General features: G+C 71.0%; 19 protein-coding genes and 1 tRNA gene. 13 read left to right on the forward strand and 7 right to left on the reverse strand.

Translation table 11 applies throughout. The features are described 5' to 3' along the window. From ACTWPW_RS04250 to ACTWPW_RS04265, 4 genes are read left to right on the forward strand one after another with little or no spacing between them, the layout of a single operon-like run. Nucleotides 1-1,017, forward strand: a complete 1,017-nt coding sequence (locus tag ACTWPW_RS04250; RefSeq protein ID WP_375111139.1) for an ABC transporter permease — start codon at nt 1-3, stop codon at nt 1,015-1,017. Next, nucleotides 1,014-1,877: an ABC transporter permease gene (locus ACTWPW_RS04255; protein ID WP_375111138.1), complete on the forward strand. Its 864-nt coding sequence runs from the start codon at nt 1,014-1,016 to the stop codon at nt 1,875-1,877. The genes ACTWPW_RS04250 and ACTWPW_RS04255 overlap by 4 nt, the downstream gene beginning before the upstream one ends. Beyond that, complete coding sequence (locus ACTWPW_RS04260) at nt 1,874-2,674, forward strand: ATP-binding cassette domain-containing protein (protein WP_443167994.1); 801 nt, start codon at nt 1,874-1,876, stop codon at nt 2,672-2,674. Before ACTWPW_RS04255 ends, ACTWPW_RS04260 begins: the two co-directional genes overlap by 4 nt. After that, the gene (locus ACTWPW_RS04265) at nt 2,671-3,555 is read left to right on the forward strand and encodes an ABC transporter ATP-binding protein (RefSeq protein WP_375111136.1); all 885 of its coding nucleotides are present in this window, start codon (nt 2,671-2,673) and stop codon (nt 3,553-3,555) included. Before ACTWPW_RS04260 ends, ACTWPW_RS04265 begins: the two co-directional genes overlap by 4 nt. A gap of 60 nt (nt 3,556-3,615) precedes the next feature. Here the strand turns inward: ACTWPW_RS04265 and ACTWPW_RS04270 are convergent, their stop codons facing one another. Next, nucleotides 3,616-4,083: a MarR family winged helix-turn-helix transcriptional regulator gene (locus ACTWPW_RS04270; RefSeq protein ID WP_375111135.1), complete on the reverse strand. Its 468-nt coding sequence runs from the start codon at nt 4,081-4,083 to the stop codon at nt 3,616-3,618. A gap of 72 nt (nt 4,084-4,155) precedes the next feature. Here ACTWPW_RS04270 and ACTWPW_RS04275 point away from each other — a divergent pair, with 72 nt between their 5' ends. Continuing rightward, complete coding sequence (locus ACTWPW_RS04275) at nt 4,156-5,550, forward strand: MFS transporter (RefSeq protein ID WP_375111134.1); 1,395 nt, start codon at nt 4,156-4,158, stop codon at nt 5,548-5,550. Here ACTWPW_RS04275 and ACTWPW_RS04280 read toward each other — a convergent pair. Beyond that, entirely contained in the window at nt 5,528-5,884 is a 357-nt protein-coding gene (locus ACTWPW_RS04280; RefSeq protein ID WP_375111133.1) for a DUF742 domain-containing protein, read from the reverse strand. The genes ACTWPW_RS04275 and ACTWPW_RS04280 overlap by 23 nt on opposite strands. After that, nucleotides 5,877-7,772: a sensor histidine kinase gene (locus tag ACTWPW_RS04285; RefSeq protein ID WP_443167995.1), complete on the reverse strand. Its 1,896-nt coding sequence runs from the start codon at nt 7,770-7,772 to the stop codon at nt 5,877-5,879. The genes ACTWPW_RS04280 and ACTWPW_RS04285 overlap by 8 nt, the downstream gene beginning before the upstream one ends. Before the next feature lie 172 nt (nt 7,773-7,944). Between ACTWPW_RS04285 and ACTWPW_RS04290 the strand changes: the two genes are divergently transcribed. Next, the gene (locus tag ACTWPW_RS04290; RefSeq protein ID WP_443167996.1) at nt 7,945-9,504 is read left to right on the forward strand and encodes an ABC transporter substrate-binding protein; all 1,560 of its coding nucleotides are present in this window, start codon (nt 7,945-7,947) and stop codon (nt 9,502-9,504) included. Here the strand turns inward: ACTWPW_RS04290 and ACTWPW_RS04295 are convergent. Continuing rightward, nucleotides 9,480-9,656 carry a hypothetical protein gene (locus tag ACTWPW_RS04295; RefSeq protein WP_364129233.1) on the reverse strand — a complete coding sequence of 59 codons (177 nt, stop codon included), beginning with the start codon at nt 9,654-9,656 and terminating at the stop codon, nt 9,480-9,482. The two genes, ACTWPW_RS04290 and ACTWPW_RS04295, sit on opposite strands and share 25 nt — an antisense overlap. A gap of 21 nt (nt 9,657-9,677) precedes the next feature. Between ACTWPW_RS04295 and ACTWPW_RS04300 the strand changes: the two genes are divergently transcribed. The 5 genes from ACTWPW_RS04300 to ACTWPW_RS04320 all read left to right on the forward strand — a co-directional run bounded on the left by ACTWPW_RS04300 (nt 9,678) and on the right by ACTWPW_RS04320 (nt 13,739). After that, entirely contained in the window at nt 9,678-10,304 is a 627-nt protein-coding gene (locus ACTWPW_RS04300) for a hypothetical protein (protein WP_375111517.1), read from the forward strand. 19 nt (nt 10,305-10,323) lie between these two features. Beyond that, nucleotides 10,324-11,295 (forward strand): inositol-3-phosphate synthase, encoded by a 972-nt coding sequence (locus ACTWPW_RS04305; protein ID WP_443167997.1) that lies wholly within the window; start codon nt 10,324-10,326, stop codon nt 11,293-11,295. Between the two features lie 164 nt (nt 11,296-11,459). After that, the gene (locus ACTWPW_RS04310; RefSeq protein WP_375111129.1) at nt 11,460-12,611 is read left to right on the forward strand and encodes a serpin family protein; all 1,152 of its coding nucleotides are present in this window, start codon (nt 11,460-11,462) and stop codon (nt 12,609-12,611) included. Between the two features lie 4 nt (nt 12,612-12,615). After that, the gene (locus tag ACTWPW_RS04315; RefSeq protein ID WP_443167998.1) at nt 12,616-13,413 is read left to right on the forward strand and encodes an exodeoxyribonuclease III; all 798 of its coding nucleotides are present in this window, start codon (nt 12,616-12,618) and stop codon (nt 13,411-13,413) included. Nucleotides 13,414-13,505: 92 nt separating this feature from the next. Then, nucleotides 13,506-13,739, forward strand: coding sequence for a hypothetical protein (locus ACTWPW_RS04320; protein WP_364129087.1), 234 nt, complete (start codon nt 13,506-13,508; stop codon nt 13,737-13,739). Between the two features lie 150 nt (nt 13,740-13,889). On the opposite strand, the gene ACTWPW_RS04325 is transcribed toward ACTWPW_RS04320, so the two are convergent. Both ACTWPW_RS04325 and ACTWPW_RS04330 read right to left on the reverse strand, forming a co-directional pair. Continuing rightward, nucleotides 13,890-14,843: a cobalamin biosynthesis protein gene (locus tag ACTWPW_RS04325; RefSeq protein WP_443167999.1), complete on the reverse strand. Its 954-nt coding sequence runs from the start codon at nt 14,841-14,843 to the stop codon at nt 13,890-13,892. Beyond that, entirely contained in the window at nt 14,827-15,624 is a 798-nt protein-coding gene (locus ACTWPW_RS04330) for an aminoglycoside phosphotransferase family protein (protein ID WP_375111126.1), read from the reverse strand. The genes ACTWPW_RS04325 and ACTWPW_RS04330 overlap by 17 nt, the downstream gene beginning before the upstream one ends. Nucleotides 15,625-16,009: 385 nt before the next feature. On the opposite strand from ACTWPW_RS04330, the gene ACTWPW_RS04335 reads away from it, so the two are divergent. Beyond that, a complete protein-coding gene (locus tag ACTWPW_RS04335; protein WP_443168000.1) occupies nt 16,010-16,312 on the forward strand; it encodes a hypothetical protein in 303 nt (100 codons plus the stop codon). A 223-nt stretch (nt 16,313-16,535) separates the two neighbouring features. After that, nucleotides 16,536-16,609: transfer RNA gene (locus ACTWPW_RS04340), tRNA-Arg, on the forward strand. Nucleotides 16,610-16,817: 208 nt separating this feature from the next. On the opposite strand, the gene ACTWPW_RS04345 is transcribed toward ACTWPW_RS04340, so the two are convergent. Then, on the reverse strand, nt 16,818-18,383 hold the full coding sequence (locus ACTWPW_RS04345; RefSeq protein WP_443168001.1) for a tyrosine-type recombinase/integrase: 1,566 nt from the start codon (nt 18,381-18,383) through the stop codon (nt 16,818-16,820). Nucleotides 18,384-18,683 lie beyond the last annotated feature (300 nt).

The raw sequence follows: 18,683 nt of genomic DNA on the forward strand, positions 1-18,683 counted from the left end.
ATGGCGCGCTATCTGGCCCGCCGGCTCGGCCAGGCCCTCCTGGTCGTGGCCGGCGTGGTCGTGCTCACGTTCGTGGTCATGCGGCTGGTGCCCGGCGATCCGGCGGTCGCGTTCGCCGGGCCGAAGGCCACGCCCGAGCAGCTCGCCGCGGCCCGCGCGCGGTTCGGGCTGGACGATCCGCTGCCGGTGCAGCTGCTCAACTACGTGCGCGACCTGGTCACCGGTGACTGGGGAGTCAGCCTGCGCACCCGGCAGCCCGTGCGCGACGACCTCTACCTCGCCTTCCCGGCCTCGCTGGAGCTGGTCGGGGCGGCGCTGGTGATCGCGGTCGTCGTGGGCATCCCGCTCGGCGTGCTCGCCGCCCGCTACAAGACGAGATTTCCGGACTTCGGGGTACGGTTCGGCAGCATGCTGGCCGTCTCCGTACCGGTCTTCTGGCTGGCCCTGGCCCTGCAGACGGTCTTCGCCAGCAACCTCGGCTGGTTCCCGATCGCCGGTGAGTACGACTCCGCCCTCGACACCACCAGCCCCCTCACCCTCTGGACGAACATCACCGTCGTCGACGCCCTCATCACCGGCAACTGGCCCATCTTCACCAGCACCCTCGAACACCTCGTCCTGCCGGCCCTCGTCGTGGCCGCCTACCCCGCCGGCGTCATCGCCCAGATGGCCAGGGCGGCGCTCATCGAGGAGTCCGGCCAGGACCACGCCCGGCTGGAGCGCGCGCTCGGCTTCGGCGAGACGGCCATCCTGACCAGGTTCGCCCTGAGGCCGGCGCTGAACCCGGTCCTGTCGCTGATCGCGCTGGTCTTCGCGTACGCGATCGTCAACGGCTTCCTCGTCGAGGCCGTCTTCAACTGGCCGGGCCTGGGCCGCTACGCCGCCGAGTCGATCCGCTCGCTGGACACCCCCGCCATCGCGGGCGTCACGCTGCTGGTCGCCCTGGTGTACGTGCTGGCGAATCTGGTCGTGGACATCCTCCAGGGTTTCGTCGACCCCCGGGCGAGGGCCCGATGACCGACGTGCGACCCGCGCCGCTGCGCCGGACCCTGCCGCGGATCCCCGACCGCTTCGCCGCCCTGGGCGCGGTGCTCATCGTGCTCATCGTGCTGGCGGCGATCCTGGCACCGTGGCTGGCGCCGTACCCGATGGACGACCCCAGGCCGCTGGAGCGGCTGCTGCCGCCGAGCGGCGCGCACTGGTTCGGCACCGACCAGGTCGGGCGGGACGTGCTCACCAGGATCCTGTACGGCGGGCGCACCTCGCTGTTCATCGCGGTGGCCGTGCTGGCCGTCTCGGCCGTGGTCGGGGTCACGCTCGGCGTGGTCGCCGGGTACGCGGGCGGCTGGGTCAGGGACGTGATCATGCGGGTGACGGACGTGTTCCTGGCCTTCCCCGCGCTGCTGCTGTCGCTGGCGCTGGCCGTCGTGCTGCAGCCCAGCGTGAACACCGTGATCCTGGCCATCGCGGTGACCTGGTGGCCCTGGTACACGCGGCTGGCCGCGTCCGTGGCCGCCTCGATCTCCACCCGCAGCTACGTGGACGCCGCCCGGTGCCTCGGCGTGCCGGCGCCGCTGATCATTCTGCGGCACGTGCTGCCCAACTCGCTCACTCCGGTCCTGGTCCAGCTCTCGCTGGACGCGGGCGGGGTGATCCTGACCTCGGCGGCGCTGTCGTACCTGGGGCTGGGCGCGCAGGAGCCGACGGCGGAATGGGGGCTGATGGTGCAGCAGGGGCAGTCGCTGTTCACCACGAACTGGTGGGTGGTGACCTTCCCCGGGCTGGCGATCCTGGTGACGGCGTTCGCGTTCAACGTGCTGGGTGAGGGGCTGCGCAGCGCGCTGGATCCCCGGAGCGAAGGAGCTCGGCGGAAGTGAGCGACGAAGGAGCCGGCGAGCGCCGAAGCGGTCGCGACCATGAGCACGAGGGCGGTCAATTGATCGAGGTACGCGATCTGCGGGTGAGCTACGGCGGGCGGCTGGTCGCGGACGTGCCGGAGCTGGACGTGGGCCCGGGGGAGTGCGTGGCGATCGTGGGGGAGAGCGGGTCGGGCAAGTCCACGACGCTGCTCTCGCTCCTGGGCCTGACCCAGGATGCCGAAATTTCGGGACACATCAGGGTGTGCGGGGTGGAGGTGCTCACGGCCTCGCCGCGCGCGCTCCGCGAGATCCGGGGCGCCAGGGTGGCGCTGGTGATGCAGTCGCCGCAGGCCGCGCTCAGCCCCGCCACCCGCCTGGGCGTCCTGATGCGCCGGGCGCTCAAGCTGCACGGCAGGCCCGGCGTGGAGCGGGCCATGGCGGAGGCCGTGGAGGCGGTCATGCTCGACCGCGAGATCCTGCGCCGCTATCCCCACGAGATCTCCGGCGGCCAGGCCCAGCGCTTCGCCATCGCGCTGGCCATCGCCCTGGGCGCCGAGGTGATCCTGGCCGACGAGCCCACCAGCGCGCTCGACGTGACCGTACAGGCCGAGGTGGTCGGCGTGCTGCGCAGGCTGCGGGAGGAGCGGGGCCTGGCGCTCCTGCTGGTCTCCCACGACCTGGCCCTGGTCTCGACGATCGCCGACCGGGTGCTCGTCATGAAGGACGGCGCGGTGGTGGAGTCGGGTCCCGCCGCCGCCGTACTGGCCGAGCCCGCCCATCCCTACACCCGTGAGCTCCTGGAGGCACTGCCGTGACCCAGCCGGAGGCGCTGCTGAGGGCCGAGCGGGTGACACTCGGGTACGCCCGCCGCCCGGTCGTCCACGACGTCAGCCTGGACATCACCGAGGGCGGCGTGGGCCTGATCGGGGAGAGCGGCTCGGGCAAGACGACGCTGGCGCGCGCGTTCCTGGGCCTCCTCACCCCCATGTCCGGAAATATCTGGTACGGCGACCAAACCCTCAAAAAGACGGACATGCGGAAGTTCCGCAAGGACGTCCAGCCCGTCTTCCAGGCCGAGGCCCTCGACCCCAGGATGCGCGTCGGCACCTCCATAGCCGAGGCCCTCCCGCGCGCCGCCCGCCCCCGCGTCAAGGAGCTGCTCGAACAGGTCGGCCTCGACCCCGACCTGGCCACCCGCCGCCCCCACCAGCTCTCGGGCGGCCAGCGCCAGCGCGTGGTGATCGCCCGCGCCCTGGCCGTGGACCCCCGCCTGCTCATCCTGGACGAGCCCACGAGCGCGCTCGACGTCACCGTCCAGGCCAGGATCCTCGACCTGCTGGCCTCGCTGGACACCGAGCGCCTGCTCATCACCCACAACCTGGCCGTCGTGGAGCGGCTCTGCCGCACCTCGCACGTGCTCTTCGCCGGCCGCGTCGTCGAGTCGGGCCCCACGTCCGGCCTCCTGGACAACCCCGCACACCCCTACACCCGGGCCCTGCGCGACGCCGTGCCGAAGCTGGGCGGCGCCCCGCCCGAGGCCAGGGGCCGGACGGAGGCCGTGCCCGCGGCGACCGGCTGCGCGTACCGGCTGCGCTGCCCGCTGGCCGTGCCGGAGTGCGAGCGGCCGCCCGCGCTGCGGGACGTGGGAGACCGTCAGGTGGCCTGCCACCGCGCGGAGGACGTCCTGCGCACGTGACGACCCCGCCCACGTGACGACGCCGCCCCCGTGACGATCCCGCTCACTTGATGACCCCGCTCACTTGATGACGAGGCGGGCCCTCATGTGCTCGCACAGGTCGTCCGAGAGCTTGCCCATCAGCCGCGACAGCTCCGCCCGGTCCGCCGCGGACCAGTCGGCCAGGGCGCCCTCGAACCACTCGGTGGTGACCCGGCGGCACCGGCTCGCCACCTCGGCCCCCTCCTCGGTGAGCACGATCTGCCAGGCCCGGCCGTCGTCGGGGTCGCGTACGCGCTCGAGCAGGCCACGCTGCTCCAGCGCGGCCACGTGCCGCGTCACGTGCGGGCTCTCCACCTGCAGGTTCTCGGCGATCACGCCGATCCTGCGCGGCTCACCGGCGTCCAGCAGGTGGACGAGGATCTGGACGTCCGGGCGGTCCAGCCGGACGCCCGCGGCCTCGGTCAGCCGCTCGTGCGTCTTGCCGCGGTTGATCGTGGTCACGAGCCTGCGAAAGGCGGCCACCGTCGAGTTGAGATCTTCGTCCATCCGTTTGCTTACCTAACTTACGTATGTATTATCGTGCCCTGTTACTTACCTAAGTTATCCAAAGGAGCCGACATGGCGACAGTCGTCGCGCCCGCGTCGCGCGAGACGTCGAGCAAGAACCCCTGGCCCGCGGTGGTCTCCCTGGCCTTCGCCGCCTCCATCGCCGCCTTGCAGAACACCGCGGTGGTCCCGTTGCTTCCGGTGCTGCAACGGGAGCTGAACACCTCCTTGACCGCCGTGTCGTGGACCCTCACGCTGAGCCTCCTGGTCGGCGCGGTGTCCACGCCGTTGTTGTCGCGTTTCGGCGACATGTACGGCAGGCGCCCCATGATCCTCGGCGCCCTGGCCCTCCTGGTGATCGGCTCCGTCATGGCCGCCCTGGCGACCTCGCTGACCTGGTTGATCGTGGCACGCGTGCTGCAGGGCTTCGTGGCCGCGCTCGTTCCCCTGTCGATCGGGGTGGTGCGCGACACTCTGCCCAGGAACCAGCTCGCCACCGGCATCGGCGTGCTGAGCGCCACGATGGGCTTCGGCAGCGGCGGCGGCATGATCCTGGCCGGGCTCGCCTCCGGCGACTTCCACCTGGTGTTCTGGATCACCGGCGGCGTCTCGCTGGTGGCCGCGATCGTCGTGGCCTTCCTCGTCCATGACGCCGCCCCGCCGGTCAAGGGCCGCCCCGACCTTCTCGGGGCCGCATTGCTGACCGCGTGGCTGGTCGCCCTCCTGCTGGCCATCAGCGAGGGCGGCTCCTGGGGCTGGGCCTCGCCGGGCGTGCTCGGGCTGCTCGGTGCGGCGGTCGTGCTGGCGGTGATCTGGGTGCTGGTCGAGCGCCGGGTGGCCGAGCCGCTGGTGGAGATGGCGATGCTGGTGCACCGGGGCACGGTCGGGGCGACGGTGTCCTCGATGCTGCTCGGTTTCACCTTCTTCACCCTGCTGACCGGCATGTCCAGCTTTGCCCAGGCGCCGGTGGGCTTCTCCGCCACCACCCTGGAGGTCGGGTTCTACCTGCTGCCGAGCACGCTGTTCATGCTGGTGATCTCGCTCTTCGCGGGCCGGATCATGCGCCGCTTCCCGGCCTCGTCCGCCGTGGCGGCGGGTTCGCTCATCACGGGTCTGGCCGCGGCGTGGCTGGTGATCGAGAACGACGCCCCCGCGCACCTGTACGTGGCGTCCTCGCTCATGGGCATCGGCCTCGGCGTCAGCTACGCGGCGCTGGGCACCATGGCCGTCGAGCACGTGGCCCCGGACAAGACGGCCCTGGCCGCGGGGGTGAACGCGCTCGTGCGCATCGTGGGCGGCAGCACGGCCGGCGCCGCGATCGCGGCCATCCTGGCGGCCGCGCCCGGCGCCGGCGGCTACCAGTGGGTCTTCGGGACAGCCGCCGGGGCGGGCGTCATCGCCGCGCTGTTCGCGGCCGTGTTCGGATATCTCAATCGCCGGGTCGTCACAGCGCCTTCAGCCCGCTGATCACTTCCAGCAGCACCTTGGCGTCCGGGGCGGGCGGCGGCAGCTCCACCTGTACGAGTTGCTGGGCGTGCAGGTCGCCGACCAGCACCCGGACCACGCCGATCGGCAGGTTCAGCTCGGCCGCGACGTCCACGAGCCGGGTGGGCTGGGTGCACTTCTGCAGGATGATCAGATGCTCGGGGTCGAGGCCGCGCGGCGGCGTCAGGCCACCGGCCGTGATGATCACCGCGATGAGGTCGATGGCCTCGCTCGCGGGCACCGTACGGCCCCTGGTCAGCAGGTAGGCGGGGACGATCGGACCGGCGTCCTCGTCCAGCCAGCGCTCTTCACTCACTTCGCACCACCCGCATGGGGCGATCGGGCTCCTTCGGAGCCGGGCTCTGAGCCTCGGCCTCGGGTGCGGCCACGTGCTCTTCCGGGATCAACACGATCGCGGTGGTCCCTCCATATGGTGAACCGCGCAACGTCACGCGGATGTCATGCCTGGCGGCCAGGCGGGAGACGACGAAAAGGCCGAGCCGGTCGCTGTCGGCCAGGTCGAACTCCGGCGGGCTGGCCAGCCGCTCGTTGTAGTCGGCCAGCTCCTCTGCGCTCATCCCGAACCCGCGGTCCTCGACCTCGAAGGCGAAGCCGCGGGCCGCCGCCTCGCCGCGCACGATGACCGAGGTGTGCGCGGGGGAGTAGACGGTGGCGTTCTCGATCAGTTCGGCGATGAGGTGGATCACGTCACCGACCACGGTCCCGGCCAGGCGCTGGCCGGACATGGGCTCGACGACGACCCGCTGGTAGTCCTCCACCTCGGCCGCGGCGCCGCGGGCCACGTCCAGCAGCGGCACCGGCCGGCTCCAGCCGCGTCCCGGCGTCGCGCCCGACAGGATGATCAGGCCCTCGGCGTGGCGGCGCATGCGGGTGGTGAGGTGGTCGAGCTTGAACAGGTCGTCCAGCGCCTCGGGGTCGGTGGCCCGGTGCTGCATGTCGGCCAGCTGGATGCGCTGGCGGTGCAGCAGGGTCTGGCTGCGCCTGGCCAGGTTGCGGAAGACGTGTCCGACGCCCTCGCTGAGCTGCGCCTGGCCGACCGCGGCCTCCACCGCCGTCTGCTGCACGGTGGAGAACGCCTGGCCCACGTCGTCGATCTCGACCGTGGTGCTGGCCACCGACAGCTCCGGCAGGTCGACCGTCTCGCCCTTGCGCAGCTTGGCGACCACGTGCGGCAGCCGTTCCTGCGCCACCTCCAGGGCGGTCAGCCGGAGCGCGCCGAGCTCCTTCGACAGCCGGCCGCCCATCCGCAGCGAGAACGCGATCGACACGATCACCAGCCCCAGGGCCGTGCCCGCCAGCAGGAACGCCCTGGACAGCACCTCGTCGGCCACCGGGTCGGCGCGCTCGTTCAGTATCGTGCTGGCCCGCATCTGGGCCTCGTTGAACGACTTGGCCAGCGCCTCGGTGGTGGTGAGCCAGCCCTGCGGCATGCCGCCGGCGATGATCTGGTCCTCCAACATCCGCATCCGCTGGTAGGCGGGGGAGGTGATGAGGGCGACCTGGGGGTCGCGCAGGACCGGGTCGAGCTCGGCCAGGCCCTGGTCGAGGAGGAAGCGCCGGTTCCCGGCCAGCCGGGTGAACAGCCTGCGCTCGGCGGCGGTCAGCGCGCCGAGCCCGATGGCCTGCTCCCTGGTCAGCAACTCCTTGGCGTAGCCCATGTCGATGACCACGCGGGACTGCTCGTAGATCGGGATGTCGTCGATCAGCGCGACCCGCCGGTGCAGGCCGAACAGGGTGTCGATGATCGAGCTGTAGGTCTCGACGGAGTGCAGACGGTCGGACAGGCCCGCGTCGATCTCACCTCGGACCGCGTCGAGCCTGTCGATTGCTGTGTACACCGCGTCCACCTGTGTGCGGATCTCTTCCGATCTGTCCTTGGAGTTGCTGGAGAGCTGCCTGAACGCGTCACTTGCGGCATCGGTGCGGGTGCGCTGCGTGGCCACCGCGGTCTTGTCCGCCGTGTTACGCAGGAGTCTGGCCGAGATTAGACGTTCACGCTGGATCTCGCTGATCAGTTTGTACGCGGGAAGACGGAGGTTCGTCCAGTCCGTCTTGTATTGACGGAGCTCCAAGCTCTCGCTTGCGGTGACGGCGGTGATGACCCCCCACAACACCACCATGGAGGCCAGCGGCACCAGTAGTAGTCCGATGATCTTCATGCGGATCGTTCGGCTACGACCCATGGCACCTCACTCCGGTCGGTCCCCTGCTGGCAACCCCGGACGGGACAAGCCCCGAGGATAGCAATTCGATCACCAAAATGCCCAATTTTTCGGGACTTTTGGACACCTGGGCGCTCCTCGGCTTGATCTTGGAGTAGGTTTCCCGGATACATCGGCGACAGAGGGAGACGCGTTGCGCCGTCGACTCGCAGCGGCCGCCGCGCTGGTACTCCTCGCGGCCTGCTCGGCGCCTGCGGAGGTACAGCAGGCTCCCTCGGGGGAGTCGCCGTTCGTCTACGTCAAGAACACCGACGTCGTCACCGAGTGGGACCCCAGCCGCTCCTACTCCAACGAGATCATCGCCTTCCAGAACGTGTACGAGACCCTCACGCTCTGGAACCCGGTCACCAAGAAGTCCGTGCCCCGGCTGGCCACGTCGTGGCGGTCGTCGGCCGACGGCCGGACCTGGACGTTCAGCCTGCGTCCCGGAGTGACGTTCCACACCGGCCGGCCGCTGGACGGCGAGGCGGTCAAGGCGTCGATCGAGCGCACCATGCAGGCCAGGACCGGCGCCTCCTACATCTGGGACGCCGTCTCCTCCATCAGGGTCGAGGGGCCGCGCACGGTGACGTTCGCGCTGAAGTACCCGGTCCCGCTGGACCTGGTGGCCTCCGCCGGGTACGCGGCCTACATCTACGACACCAAGGCGGCCCCTGACCTGGGGAAGTGGTTCCAGGAGGGCAGGGACGCGGGGTCGGGGCCGTACACGGTGGTGAAGTGGGACAAGGGCAAGGAGGACGAGCTCACGCTCAAGGCGTACGACCGGTACTGGGGTGGCTGGCGGCGGCCGCACTACAACACGATCAAGTACCGGGCCGTGCCCGACCGGGAGCGGGCGTACCGGATGTTGCAGCGCGGCGAGGCGAGCTTCGTGAACCGGCTCGACCCGAAGCTGTTCGCGCTGGCCTCGGCCGCGCCCGGCCTGCGCACGTCCGACCGGCCGTCGTTCACGACGGCGATGATGCTCTTCAACACGGCCGCCGGGCCGATGAAGGACGTACGGGTGCGCAAGGCGGTGCAGCGGGCCGTCGACTACCGGGGCCTGGTCAAGGCGCTCAAGGGCTCCGTCATGCCGGCCAGCGGCGTCATCCCGGAGGGGCTGCTCGGCCACGTGCCCGACGACGTGCCGAAGCAGGACCTGGCGGTGGCCTCCCGGCTGCTGCGGCTGGCGGGCTACGGGCCCGGCGGCCGGCCGCTGCGCCTTCGCCTGACCTACGCCGAGGGCGAGGCCGACCAGGAGGTGCTCGTCAGGCGGCTACGGGCGACGCTGCGCACGCTCAACGTCACCCTGGAGGCCAGGGCGATGCCCTGGAACGCGCAGTGGGAGCTGGGCAAGAAGCGCGGCCAGGACATCTTCGTCATGTACTGGTGGCCCGACTACGCCGACGGCTACTCCTACTTCGGCCAGGTCTTCCGCAGCGCGGACCCGCCCGTGTTCAACCTGTCGTACCTGAAGGACCAGGGCCTCGACGCGCTGCTCGACCCGGTGCCGGAGCTGACCGTGACCGACAAGCCCACGGCGCAGCAGGCCTACGAGCGGGCCACGACCCGGGTGATCGACCAGCGGGCGGCCGCCGCGCTGCCGTGGGTGGCCAAGTCGCAGCGGGCCTATCTCGGCGGCATCCAGGGCTACGACGACAACCCCGCCTACCCCGACGTGGTGTTCGTCTACGACCTGCGGCCCTCGGCGTGATCGTCCTGCTGCTCGCCGACGCGTTCGCGCAGCCGCGACCTGATCTCCTCCGGGGTGTAGGCGCGGCGGCGCCGCTCGGCGCGCGCGATCACCACCCCTGTGGCCGCCACTCCCATGATTCCCGCCAGACCGAGCATCTTCCACCAGCGCATGTTGCCTAGGCTAGCCCTGTGCTGACTCTCGACGAGGCCGTGAAGGTGACGAGGACCGGCGACCTGTGGGTCTTCCGCGGGCGTTCCGTGCCCGACCGCGCCATCCAGACGATGACCAACAGCCCGGTCAACCACGTGGGCATGGCCATCGTGATCGAGGACCTGCCACCCATGATGTGGCACGCCGAGCTGGGCAAGTCGCTGCCCGACCTGTGGGCGGGCACGCACCACCGCGGGGTGCAGCTGCACGACCTGCGCGCGGCAGTGACGACGTGGGCCGACCGCTACGACCAGCGCCCCTGGCTGCGCCAACTGGAGCCGGAGGCCACGCAGGAGATGGAGGACGCCGCCCTGCGCACGGTGGCCAGGCTCGACGGCACCCCGTTCCCCTCCACCGCCCGCCTGGCGGCCCGCTGGGCCAAGGGGCGCGTCCCGCGCAGGAACCGCAAGGAGCAGACGCTGGAGAGCGCCTACTGCGCAGAGGTCGTGGCCGTCACCTACGAGGAGATGGGGCTGCTCCCCGCCGGGCGCCGCCCCAACTGGTACGACCCGGGCAGGTTCTGGAGCGGCGACGACCTGGAGCTCCTCTTGGGTCGCCGGCTCGGCAACGAGATCACCGTGGGGGTCGAGCGCACGCGCCGGGTCTGATCCGGGGTCTAATTCGGGCATGACTTCTGTGAACGTCGCCGTGGTCGGTGTCGGCAACTGCGCGTCCTCCCTGGTGCAGGGCGTCGAGTACTACCGTGACGGCGACGCCCCCGGGCTGAGCCACCCGGTCTGCGCCGGCTACGCGATCTCCCAGGTGCGCTTCACCGCCGCCTTCGACGTCGGCGCGGGCAAGCTCGGCCGGGACCTGTCGGAGGCCATCTGGACCGCGCCCAACAACGCGCGCAGGTTCGCCGGCGTACCTCACCTGGGGGTGCCCGTCGCGGACGGCATCCTGGCCGACGGCGTGGGCCCCGGCTCGGCCGGGGCGATCGACCCGCGGGGCGATTCGACGCCCGCCGAGGTCGCCGCCCACCTGAGGGCCACGGAGAGCCACGTCGTGCTGAACTTCCTGCCGGCCGGCGCCCAGCGGGCCACCGAGCTGTACGCCGAGGCCGCCATCGAGGCCGGCTGCGCCTTCGTGAACTGCATGCCCGCCGTGCTCGCCCGCTCCCCCGAATGGCGGCGCCGCTTCGCCGAGGCCGGGCTACCGCTGGTGGGCGACGACCTGAAGAGCTCGTTCGGGGCGACGCTGGTGCAGCGTGCGCTGGTCGAGGCGCTGACCGGGAGCGGCGTCCGGCTCGCCGACGGCTACCAGCTGCTCGGCGGCGGCAACATGGACTTCGTCAACCTGGAGGACGCCGACCGGATGAAGAGCAAGAAGGCCACGAAGGCGATGGGTGGCGGGATGTCCACGCACGTCGGCGCCCAGCACATGCCCTTCATGGAGGACCGCAAGATCGCCTACATCCGGCTGGCGGGGGAGGGGTTCGGCGGCTCCCCGCTGGAGCTGGAGCTGCGCATGGTCGTGGAGGACTCGCCCAGCGCCGCCGGCAACGCCCTGGACGCCGCCCGGCAGGCCAAGGCGGCCATGGACCGGGGCGTCGGCGGGCTGCTGGAGGAGGTGTCCGGCGCGCTGATGAAGGCGGTTTGACGCCTCATGCATGCGCGGCCGCGATGGACATCCGCGCACCCGGCCCGGTCGAGGTGCGCGACGGGCGGCGCCGCGTGGACCCGGTCGCTGACCGCGCTTCCTTGCGGGATGCTGACCGCGCTTCCTCGGGATGCTGGGCGGATTTCTTGCGGGATGCTGGGCGGATGCGAAATCCGGTGAACGCGTTGACCGCCCGGTGGGCGGCGGCCTGCTCGGGCGAATCGGTCGTCATGTCGGGGGCGGGGGTGTGGCCGCTGCTGGCCTACCTCGCCTCCGCCGCCGACGGGCCCGGGCGGGCGGAGTTGCAGGAAGCCATCGGCATCGACGCCGGCCGTGCCGCCCAGGCGGCGGCGGGCGTACTGCGGAGCCTGACCGGGCCGGCCGTCAGCTCGGCCGTCGGGCTGTGGTTCGCCCGCTCGTTACGGCTGAACCCGTCCTGGCTGTCCGCCCTGCCCGACGGGCTGCGCGGCGAGCTGTCCGGTGACCCGGCCGTGGACCAGCTCCGGCTCGACGCCTGGGCGGCGGAGCGGACCGGCGGGCTCGTCCCCGCCATGCCGGTCGAGGTCACCGAGGACACGGAGCTGGTGCTGGCCGGCGCGCTCACCGTCAGGACGGCGTGGCTTCGGCCGTTCCAGGCCGGGGTCGGGACGTTCTGGAGCGGGCCCTGGGCGGGGACGGAGGTGGCGATGCTGTACCGCAGCACGTCGGTGGTCGACCGGCTGAGGGTCGTCGCCACGCCGTCGGGGCCGCTCACGATGCTGCGCGTGATGGGCACGGGCGGCATCGACATGCACCTCGTGCTCGGGGAGCGGGACGCGCCCGGCGAGGTGCTCGCCGGCGGCATCGGCGTCCTGGACGGCGGCCGGCCCGTTGTCATGCCTCCGGAGGAGGGCCCCGGGGTGACCGTCGTCCGCGAGCCTGCCTCCGAGCCCGGCGACCGGCTGAAGGTCACCGTGCCCCGCTTCACCATCTCCGCCAGGCACGACCTGCTGAGCCTGCCCGAGGTCTTCGGTCTGGCCACGGTCACCGACACGAACCGCGGCCACTTCCCGGGCATCAGCCCCGAGCCGCTGGCGATCGAAGACGCCGCGCAGGTCACCGTGGCCGACTTCAGCGCCACCGGGTTCGAGTCGGCCACCATCACGGCCTTCGGCGCCGTGGGCGGGGGGATACCGCGCCTGCCGTACCGGGCCAGGCACGTGCACGTCGTGTTCGACCGGCCGTTCGGCTTCCTCGCGGCCGAGCGGCGTACCGGCCTGATCCTGACCGCGGGCTGGGTCGCGGACCCTCAACCGGCGGAGCCGGTGGCAGGCTAGGGGAATGCGCCTGGCAACCTGGAACGTGAACTCGGTCAAGGCCCGCCTGCCCCGCCTGCTCGAATGGCTGGCCGAGATCGAGCCCGACATCGTCTGCCTGCAGGAGACGAAGTGTCCCGCGGAGGCGTTCCCCGTCGCGGAGGTGGGCGCGCTGGGCTACATGGTCGCGGCCCACGGCGACGGCCGCTGGAACGGCGTCGCGCTGCTGTCCAAGGCCGGGCTGTCGGACGTGACGCCGAGCTTCCCCGGCGAGCCCGGCTTCGGGGAGCTCGACGGGATCGGCGCGGCCCGTCCCGAGGCCCGCGCGCTCGGCGCGACCTGCGGCGGGATGCGGGTGTGGTCCCTGTACGCGCCCAACGGCCGCACGGTCGACTCGCCCCACTACGCCTACAAGCTCGACTGGTTCGCCGCGCTCCGTGACGCCCTCGCCGCCGAGCTGGCCGCCGGGCCGGTGGCGGCGTGCGGGGACTACAACGTGGCGCCCACCGACGCCGACGTCTGGGATCCCACCCTGTTCGTCGGCGCCACCCACGTCACGCCCGCCGAGCGGCAGGCGCTGGCCGACCTGCGCGCTCTCGGGCTGGTGGACGTGGTGCCGACGCCGATGAAGGGGCCGCATCCGTTCACGTACTGGGACTATCGGGCCGGGATGTTCCACCAGAACAAGGGCATGCGGATCGACCTGGTGTACGCGAGCGCGGACGTGGCGGGGCGGGTGCGGTCGGCGTACGTCGATCGCGAGGCCCGCAAAGGGAAAGGCCCGTCCGATCACGCGCCGATCGTGGTGGACCTGGAGCCATAATTACCGTCACAAACCGCTGTCGTGCGCGTATTCTGTGTTCTCAGCCATTCGGGGGGCATTGGGTAGCTTCGAGGACCACAGGGGGGATTCCCGTGGAACCTGCCGACGGCCGCGTCATCCTGTTCATCATCATCGGGCTCGCCGTGTTCGCCCTGGGGCGGCGCTTCCAGACCATGATCCTCATGCGTCAGGTGTGGAAGCAGAGCGCCAGGCAGGTCACGGCCAGGAAAGAAGTCGCCCACAACGCCGCGAAGTCGATGATCGGGATCACCCTGGTCGCGGTGTTCGTGGTCTGGCTCGTGCTCAACCTGAACCGGGTCATGTGAGGCCGGGGCGGTGAGGACGACCTTGCGAGGGAGTCCTCACTCGCGCCGCGTACGGTGACGGGGCGGCCCGCGTCAGCCGGGGGTCGGCCCATGAGCCCGAGTCAGCCGGCCGCCGCGCTCCCACGGCCTACTGCCGTCCCTTGCGACGGATCATCGGGAAGCCGCCGCCGTACCACGGAGAGCCCGGAGCGCCCAGGCGGTCGCGACGGCCGCGCCGGCCGCGGCCAGGCTCACCGCGCGGGTCAGGCGGACGGCACGTCGGATGTCCTTGACGTCCGGCCTGGGCCCGTCGCCCATCGTGGGCCGCTCCTCGGTCCGTCCGCCATAGACGTTCCGCCCACCCAGCGTCACCCCGAGCGCGCCGGCGAACGCGGACTCGCACCGGCCGGCGTTCGGGCTCGGGTGCCGGTGCCCGTCCCTGCGCAGCACGGCCCGCGCCCGCTCCGGATCCGGCCCGGTCAGGACAGTGAGCATGCCGGTCACCCGCGCCGGTACGTAGTTCGCCACGTCGTCGAGTCGCGCGGCCGCCCAGCCGAAACGCTCGTAGCGGGGGGAGCGGTGCCCGATCATCGCGTCCAGCGTGTTGATCGCCCGGTACGCCAGCAACCCCGGCACCCCCGCCACCGCACCCCAGAACAGCGGCGCCACGACGGCGTCCGAGGTGTTCTCGGCCAGCGACTCCACCGTGGCCCGTGCCAGCTCGGGCGCCTCCAGATGGCGGGGATCCCGGCCGCAGAGGTGGGGGAGGCGCGCCCTGGCGCGTTCCAGGTCGTCGTGTTCGAGGGCGTCGGCCATGTGGTCGCCCTCGCGGGCGAGCGTGGTGCCGCCGAGCACGGCCCAGGTGGCCACGGCCGTCATCGCCGTACGGGCGACGGGGTTGCCGGCCTTCCGCACGGCCAGCACGCCGAGCGCGGCCACACCGCCGACGCACACGGCCACGTGCAGCACGCCAGATGGCCTGCCGTCGGCGTACAGGGACTTCTCCAGCCTGCCCGCGGCGCGCCCGAACAGCGCGACGGGGTGGGCGGAGCTCTGCGGGTCGGCGAGGAGCCGGTCGAGGGCCACGCCGAGGGCGAGCCCCAGGGGGTCATACCAGATGGGCATGAAGCTCATCTTCGTGCACGTCCAGCCAGGCGCCGGCACGGCGGATGCGTTCGCCGGCGCCGCCCGCCCACATCTTCGCCCAGTTGCCGCCGGCCGTGGCGCGGGTGCGCATGACGGTGTAGGAGCGGTGGAAGCGCAGCCTGGCCAGCTCGAGGAGGCGGCGGCGCTCGCGGGGCGGCACCCCGTACACGTCGCAGAACAGGCGCAGACGGGCGCCCACGTCGACGGTACGGAGGAGCGGGGCGCGGTCGACGGGGTCGGAGATGGGGGCCCAGTGGCGGAGGGTGGTGACGATGTCGAAGAGCCGGGTCGTCGGACGGGCCAGATCAAAGTCGATCATCGCGTACGGGGTGGGGGAGTGGCGCCCCTGGACCCGAAAGATCACGTTTTCCGGCGTTAAATCACAATGCCCGATCACTTCCGGCGCTCGGTCGTCATTCGACCCGCCTTCCCACCCCTCCCGCGTCAGCGGGAACCCGGCCGTCGCATCGTGATACCGGCGCAGCAACCCGGCCAGCCCGGCCAGCGCCTCATCGGTCACCGTCTCGAGCCGGAGCCCGGTCGTACCCGGGAGGAAGGTGAGGATCTCGCGACCGAGCTCGTCCGTGCCGATCACCCTGGGAGCACCGTCGAACCCGGCCGCTTCCAGGTGTCTGAGCAGGGCGTGCACGGCGGGTGTCGACGTACTGGCCGGTCTGCGCACGGTGTCTCCGACGCGCACCACCCCGTCTGTCACGTCCCCGCCCTGCAGGGGAATCTCATGCAGGAGCGTCGCGAACATGCCAAGACAGCTTAGACCTGTTTGCCCCACCCCCGCCCCGCCTTTTTCCAACCAGAGAACCGCGCCTCCGGCCCGCCGGCCTGGCGATTCATGCCGATCTGCTGTCGCCGGCGGCGTTCCTCATGACGCCGCTCGGCGGGCGCTGGTCACCGACCGCGTCGGCACGCGCCGCCACCTCGCCCTGGGGTACGCGGCCGGCATGACGCTGCGCGTGGTCGCCTTGGGGCCCCTCCCCGAAGCCCTCGCCCTGACTCTCTCTCGCCCTCGCCCTGGCTCTCGGCCCGGCCTTGCCCTGCCCCTCGCCTCACCCTGGGTGCACGGCGTACCTCCTGCCCATGCTCATGGTCGCACTGGCGTTCCTGGGCATTCACATCGTGGGCGCTCGATGGGCATGCACGCCGCCCACCGCCACTCCCGAGCCGGCGTCGGCCTCACCACCGGCTCGGCCCTGATCGTCCACAGCCTCCTGAACGGAACCGTCATCGGCGCCGCCTACCAGACGGACGCGCCGCTGGCCGCTGCGGTGGCGATCGGAGTAATCGCTCACGATTTCACGGACGGCTACAACACGTACACGATCACGTCCCTGTACGGCAACGCCCGCCGCCGCGCCCTCACCCTCCTGACCCTGCACCCCCTCGCCCCCGGTCACGGGAGCCACCCTCACCGCCCTCCCCACCATCCCTGACGGAGTCCTGGGGGCGTACCTCGGGCTTTTCTCCGGTTTCCTCCTCTACTTGGCCACGTCCGATATCCTCCCTGAGACCCACACGCCGAGACACGCCACGGGCTGGACGCGGTCAGCTACCGTGCTGGGGACGCTGTTCATGTGGGGTGTGACCGGGTTGACAGGCTGACACGGGGAAAACGTGTGCGTGACATGTCGCCGGATCATGCACAATAAGGCGGGAGCGCCCTTAGCTCAGCTGGATAGAGCACCGGACTTCTAATCCGACGGTCGCAGGTTCGAATCCTGCAGGGCGCGCTTTGATCATGTTCTGACCTGCGGCTATGCGGGATCGGACGCGTTCTAGAATTTTCTTCTAGCGGTTGCGTGCTCCCTGCGTGCTCGTGCGCACCAACCCCGCACACACCATGATCCATTCGGTATCGCCGACTGCTGCCGAAGAGCAGCGGCCCCGCCTCGCCGCGAGCAGGCGGCAAACGCGGGGCCGGATGCTTAATCCGACTGTTCAGCTCCTCAGCGGGATGAGTTTGCCCGGTTCGGCCTGGTCTTGCTCACCGAAGAGCAGGGCGGCGGTCTTCTCGGCCGCGGCCATGGCCACCTGTGGGTAGACGGAGGTGTAGGTGTCGGCGGTGAAGGCGCTGGAGGTGTGTCCCAGGGTTTCCTGGACCACCTTCATCTCCACTCCGGCCGCGAGCATCAGGGAGGCCGCGCCATGGCGGAGGTCGTGAAGGCGGATGGGTGGCAGGCCGGCGAGGTAGGCCAGCCAGAGGAACTGGTCGGAGATGTGCTGGGGATGGAGCCGGTTGCCGTCGGGCTGGGTGAAGACGAACCCGGTGTCGGTCCACGCCTCGCCTATGGCCAGGCGTTCCTGGAGTTGCTGCTGCCGGTGGGCGCGCAGCACCCGGGCAGTGTCGGTGTCCAGGGCGATGGTCCGGACCGAGGCGTCGGTTTTCGGGGTGCCCTCATGCACCTCCCAGGCCAGCTGCACGAGCTGCCAGTTGATGGTCAAGGTCTGGCCGTCGAGATCGACTTCCTTCCAGCGCAGCCCGCACGCTTCGCCTCGGCGCAGCCCGCGCAGTGCGATCAGCTGGTAGAGGGCGAACAGGCGGTGGCGCTTGGCTTCTTCGAGGAACAGGCGGGTTTGCGCTGGTGTCCAGACCATCACCGGAGAGGGACGGGGCACGCTGGTGTAGGCGTCGATGGGATCGACCCGCCGCCCGCCCCGGCGCTGCTTCTCCCTCTCCCGGTAGCTGCGGTAGTCGGCTTGCCAGGCGCGGACTCGATCGTCGGTCCACACCAGCGGCCTGGGCCGGGTGTAGGCGGCCATCTCCAAGACAGCGGCAGGGTTGAAGTCGATGAGCCGGTCTTGCCGCATGGCCATGTTGAGCGCATGCCGCAGGGTGGCGCGGATGCGGTGCATGGTGGCGATGCTGATCGGCCGCCGGTACTTCACCGTGGCCCGGACCTGCGGATTGGGGTGGGCGCGGCGTTCGGCGATGGTGTCGTTGAACTCCTCGATCTGCTCGAACATCAACGCGATGTCACTCACCTTCAGCTGCTCCAACCGCAGCCGCCCCAGATACGGGGTGAGGTAGAGGCGGATGTGGCCTTCGTAGGAGCGGCGGGTGGTCTCCTCGATCTTCCGCTTGCGGTTGAGGAACTCGGCCAGCCACTGCTCGACGGTGATCTCCTGAGTCAGATGCTGCCCGGTCTTGACCTTTCGCCGGACCGTTTCCATGTCCGGGAGGGTGTCGGTCTCGGCCAGCGCCCGCTTGATCAGATCGGCGATCTGGATGCGAGTGGCGGGCTCGCGCGGGTCGGCCAGCGCGAGCAAGTCACGCACGCGGCTGAGTTCGCCCTTGGCCGCGTCCTGGGTGGCGAAGCCGCCGCGCCGCAGCGGCCCCCGTCGCTTACCGTCAGGTCCTGGCGGGAGTTCGATCTGGTAGTTCCAGATGCCGTGCCGGTAGCTCCATCCGCCGTCGGAGCGGCGCAGCTTGGGGCATTTCTGCCCGAGTGCCTTGCCGTCGGCGTCGCGGCAGGAGCAGCGTTTGAAGGTGCGTCCCTCGGCCATGGTGGTGCCTGTCCTCTTTCTCTTAGTGCTGTTGGTCGGGGCCGGTACGGTGGTGAGCAGGGGCGGGGTGGCGCTCAGCCCTGGAAGCGGCCGGTGAAGGGACTGATCACCCGCCCTGTTGGAAGGGCGTGCCTTCGGTAGTCCTGTCCCAGACACGCATCCCGCGCTATCCCGTTCAGCCATGGCCCGGTGCTGACTGGCTACGGGTGCACGGCGGTCCTGTCGCCCGTGCCGCCGTCTGTACGGTGTGGAGCGCCGGGGTCGTCGTGTGCCCGTCCGGCGCGGCCGATGCGGTGGCGT

Origin of the sequence: Nonomuraea sp. KM90 (assembly GCF_052246675.1) — a bacterium.
In the GTDB taxonomy this organism is placed as follows: Bacteria; Actinomycetota; Actinomycetes; order Streptosporangiales; family Streptosporangiaceae; genus Nonomuraea.